Source organism: Rhizobium sp. 25PS6 (genome assembly GCF_032464655.1).
Lineage (GTDB): Bacteria > Pseudomonadota > Alphaproteobacteria > Rhizobiales > Rhizobiaceae > Rhizobium > Rhizobium laguerreae.
In genome coordinates, this window is record NZ_JAWDIV010000044.1 from 1 (window position 1) to 3,241 (window position 3,241).

At 60.6% G+C, this 3,241-nt stretch carries 4 protein-coding genes; 3 read left to right on the forward strand and 1 reads right to left on the reverse strand.

All coding sequences use genetic code 11. The features are described from left to right. The first annotated feature begins 288 nt into the window (after positions 1–288). From RWK44_RS34615 to RWK44_RS34625, 3 genes are read left to right on the forward strand one after another with little or no spacing between them, the layout of a single operon-like run. Entirely contained in the window at positions 289–1,053 is a 765-nt protein-coding gene (locus RWK44_RS34615) for a heme ABC transporter permease (RefSeq protein WP_131665553.1), read from the forward strand. Beyond that, the gene (locus tag RWK44_RS34620; RefSeq protein ID WP_131665554.1) at positions 1,054–1,209 is read left to right on the forward strand and encodes a heme exporter protein CcmD; all 156 of its coding nucleotides are present in this window, start codon (positions 1,054–1,056) and stop codon (positions 1,207–1,209) included. Further along, a complete protein-coding gene (locus RWK44_RS34625; protein ID WP_131665555.1) occupies positions 1,210–1,803 on the forward strand; it encodes a DsbE family thiol:disulfide interchange protein in 594 nt (197 codons plus the stop codon). It abuts the gene before it with no gap. Between the two features lie 618 nt (positions 1,804–2,421). On the opposite strand, the gene RWK44_RS34630 is transcribed toward RWK44_RS34625, so the two are convergent. Next, the gene (locus tag RWK44_RS34630; RefSeq protein ID WP_131665556.1) at positions 2,422–3,093 is read right to left on the reverse strand and encodes a CBS domain-containing protein; all 672 of its coding nucleotides are present in this window, start codon (positions 3,091–3,093) and stop codon (positions 2,422–2,424) included. Positions 3,094–3,241 lie beyond the last annotated feature (148 nt).

Consider the following 3,241-nt stretch of genomic DNA (forward strand, 5'->3'; position numbering starts at 1 on the left):
CGGAAAATTGCCGCGGTGACGTTCGAGATCGGCAAAAACGCGGTAACGGCCCTCGCTATGAAGCCCGTCCAGCTCGTTTTTGAAAAACGCTTCGAAATCCATGCACATGTTCCTTCTGCATGGGAAATCACTAGCGGTCAGCCAATCGCCTGTATTTGATCTCCGTCAAGTTGGGACGAACTTTGGGCACCTGCAAGTCTGCAAAAGAACCGCCCCGCTCCCGCCCAAACATCGGCTGTTTGATCCGGATCAATTATCTCGCACGCGCTCCGCGCTACTCCTCCGTCCATGATCTCTGTCTCAAAGTTCTCGAAGGGCGTTGTCGCCCTCGCACAACCGTCCCGCTTCGTCGAACTGGCGAACAGGACAATTCCGATCCTCGCGGCCGCGACGCTGATCGCGTTCGCCACCGGGCTCTGGTTGAGTTTCAACTCCGATGGAGACTACCAGCAGGGCGAGACTGTCCGGATCATGTACGTCCACGTTCCGGCTGCTTGGATGGCGATGCTCTGTTACAGCGTGATGACCGCGAACGCGATTGGGTCGCTGGTCTGGAAGCATCCGCTCGCCGACGTCGCGGCCCGTGTCGCCGCCCCGCTCGGCGCCGCCTTCACGTTCGTCTCCCTCATCACTGGAGCGATTTGGGGGAAGCCGATGTGGGGGACGTGGTGGGTTTGGGACGCACGTCTGACCTCGATGTTCGTGCTGTTCATCATGTATCTCGGACTTCTCGCGATCAATCGCGCCATCGACGAGCCCACCCGCGCGGCAAGGGTCACCGCCGTGCTGATCATCGTAGGATTCGTAAACATACCGATCATCAAGTTTTCGGTGGAATGGTGGAACACCCTCCACCAGCCGGCCAGCGTGGTCCGCCTTGCCGGACCGGCTCTGGACATCGAGTTCCTGCGGCCATTGCTGGTCATGGGGCTCGCCTTCGCGTGTCTTTTCGCCACCCTCTACGTCGCCTCGATCAGAAACGAGATCTGGCGCAGAAAGCTGATCTCGCACTACAGGCTGGCCGTCAGGGCAGCGGCTCACAAGGAGGATTGAATGACACATCAAGCGTACGTCTACATCGCCTACGCCCTTACTTTCTCGGTCGTCTTCGCGACATCAGCGAAGGTATGGATCACCGGAAGATCATATCGTCGTCGCGTCGCCGCGCTCGCGCCCGTTCGTGCCGTTCGAACGAACGGCGGCCGTTGAATGGCCCGCCGCCTCATCGCCGCGCTACCTCTCGTGGCCTTCCTCGGATTCGCCGGCGCAGTGGCGAACAACCTGTACCGCGAAGCGACATCGGGCTACTCTCCGTCGGAGCTACCGTCCGCGCTGATCGGCGAGAACCATCCTCCGCTCGCACTTCCCGGACTTCAAGGATTCGAGACCGCTGCCCTGGACGACGAGGCTTTGAAAGGCGAGGTGACAATCGTCAACGTCTTCGCCTCCTGGTGCGTCCCGTGCCATCAGGAGCATTCGTTCCTGATGCAGCTCGCCCAGGATCGGCGGGTGAAGATCGTCGGCATCGACTACAAGGACGATCCGGCCGACGCCATCGCCTTCCTCCGCGCGAACGGCAATCCGTATTCGGCCATAGGCATCGATCGATCCGGGCGACGATCCATCGACTGGGGAGCCTACGGGGTTCCTGAGACCTTCCTCGTCGACCGGGATGGCCGTATCGCCTTCAAGTTCGTCGGGCCGCTCAACTCATCCGCCTTGACCGGCAAGCTCCGCCCCTCCATTGAACGGCTCCTGGCCGATTCGGCATCTCGTCGAGATCGACCGACTGTCAGCCGCTAACGCCTGGCAGTATCCGGTTCGCCTCCGGAATCCGCGCGGAAGAAGCTGCACGAGTCGACGCCTGTCACGCGCACCGCTTCCTCTCCATCTACTCGCCTTTCGACAGCGTGGAGAAGGCTTCGCCTTGTAAAGCTAGCCCTCGAAATAGGATTGGCAATCGGATGAGCGAAGAGGACGCGGAACTCGCGTCGACTCTGTGTGGTCACATGTCGAATTCGTGGCGTGCGCGCCATGTTCGCCGCGCCTGCCGTTATTTTTGCAAGCGGAACTCCAACCGGCAAGGATTCCGCATCTACCTGAAAGCGCGCCGGTCAGGTCAAGGGGACGCGCGCTGTTTGATCTGCGTCAAAGATCCCAAATGGGCTAAGACGTATGGTCCGCCTGCGAGTCGGAAGTTCCGTGTCAAATGGGGAAACTTTGACAGAGGCCTCGTTCAGGTGACATCCCGGACGGGCCTCCTCGCCTCTTACAATGCCGCGATAGGATGGGAGGAGCCTGACCCAATCGGGGATGTCCGCTCGTCGCCACGACGTCGTGCACCTGTTCGGAAACGAAGCTGAAGAGAGCGCTCGTAGCTGGAATGAGCAAGTCTTCAAAGAAGGACGGATCGCGAAACGTCTAGGAACCGTGTTCCTCCGTCACGGACAGGCAGTCCTTGTACCCTCCGATTCCCAAGCTCTCGACGAGGCTGCGCACTGCCTTTCGCTTCAGTTCCGACTCAACCAGACCCTCCAGCGTAACTTGGCCGTTCTTCACCGTTACCTGGATCTTCTGGGGCGTGAGCCCGAGGTCCGACCGCAGCCGGGTGCGTACGGCGAGCTTGATGGACTCGTCCTCGCGGGGAATCGGCGTCGTTGGAGCGTCGAGGATCAATCCCAGAATGTCGCGGCGGCTCACTATTCCCACAAGCTTGCCGTTCTCCACGATCGGCAGCCGCTTGATGCGATGAGCCTGAAGGCTCTCGGCTATGTCTGATATCTCGCTGTCGGGCCGTGCGACGATGACGTCCGGTGACATCACGTCCGCCACCGACCACCCGTTGCTGGAAATATATCTCTCCAGGTCGGTCTCGGAGATCATCTCCGGCCCGCGAGGCGTGCGAGGCGAAACGCGGATCTCTCTGCGAAGCAGAAGGTCTCCCTCTGTCAGCATTCCGCGAACGCGGCCCTCCTCGTCCACGACCGGGAGGCCGCTCACACCGTTCTGCAACATGACGGCAACGGCGTGGCGGACGCCGACCTGCGGGCTGATGGAGACGACGTCTCGTGTCATGATGTCCTTGGCCTGCATGTTCCTCGCCTCACGTTCGGATTTGTTGAATGTGAACGGTAGACGGCTATCGAAGGCTCGGCTTTGATCTCCGTCAAAGTTCGCGCCGGTTTAGAAGATCATCCAGCCTGGCCTGCTCGTCCGCGCTCAGGCGGCTCCCAATCGGTCC

What these genes read in the sequence shown, in the direction of transcription:
- RWK44_RS34615 (WP_131665553.1), top strand. Translation starts at nt 289, where the DNA reads ATGATCTCTGTCTCAAAGTTCTCGAAGGGCGTTGTCGCCCTCGCACAA.
- RWK44_RS34620 (WP_131665554.1), top strand. Translation starts at nt 1,054, where the DNA reads ATGACACATCAAGCGTACGTCTACATCGCCTACGCCCTTACTTTCTCG.
- RWK44_RS34630 (WP_131665556.1), bottom strand. Translation starts at nt 3,093, where the DNA reads ATGCAGGCCAAGGACATCATGACACGAGACGTCGTCTCCATCAGCCCG.
- RWK44_RS34625 (WP_131665555.1), top strand. Translation starts at nt 1,210, where the DNA reads ATGGCCCGCCGCCTCATCGCCGCGCTACCTCTCGTGGCCTTCCTCGGA.